Here is a 257-nt window from a genome sequence, read left to right as displayed (position 1 = left end):
CATTATTTTTGAATAATCTCTAGGCGAGTACTTTGATTATAAATATTAAAACGGTTATTTCTGAGAAAACCGAACAAGGTAATATCAAATTCTTTTGCCAGATCTACTGCAAGACTGGATGGCGCTCCTATGGCAGCAACAATAGATATACCAGCCATAGCCGCTTTTTGGATCAGCTCAAAACTGGCTCTTCCACTTAATACCAAAATTTTGTGGGTAAGTGGAAGCATTTTGGTAAAGAGAGCGTGCCCAATAAG

At 38.1% G+C, this 257-nt stretch carries 1 protein-coding gene; it reads right to left on the bottom strand.

All coding sequences use genetic code 11. From position 1 onward, the window contains the following. Positions 1-2: 2 nt before the first annotated feature. Positions 3-257, bottom strand: a 255-nt coding sequence (locus SB689_RS23560) for a formate dehydrogenase accessory sulfurtransferase FdhD (protein WP_410694466.1), incomplete at its 5' end; no start/stop codon positions are given.

Origin of the sequence: Chryseobacterium sp. SIMBA_038 (assembly GCF_046535115.1) — a bacterium.
Taxonomy (GTDB): domain Bacteria; phylum Bacteroidota; class Bacteroidia; order Flavobacteriales; family Weeksellaceae; genus Chryseobacterium.
This window is presented reverse-complemented; position numbering and strand designations above follow the sequence as displayed.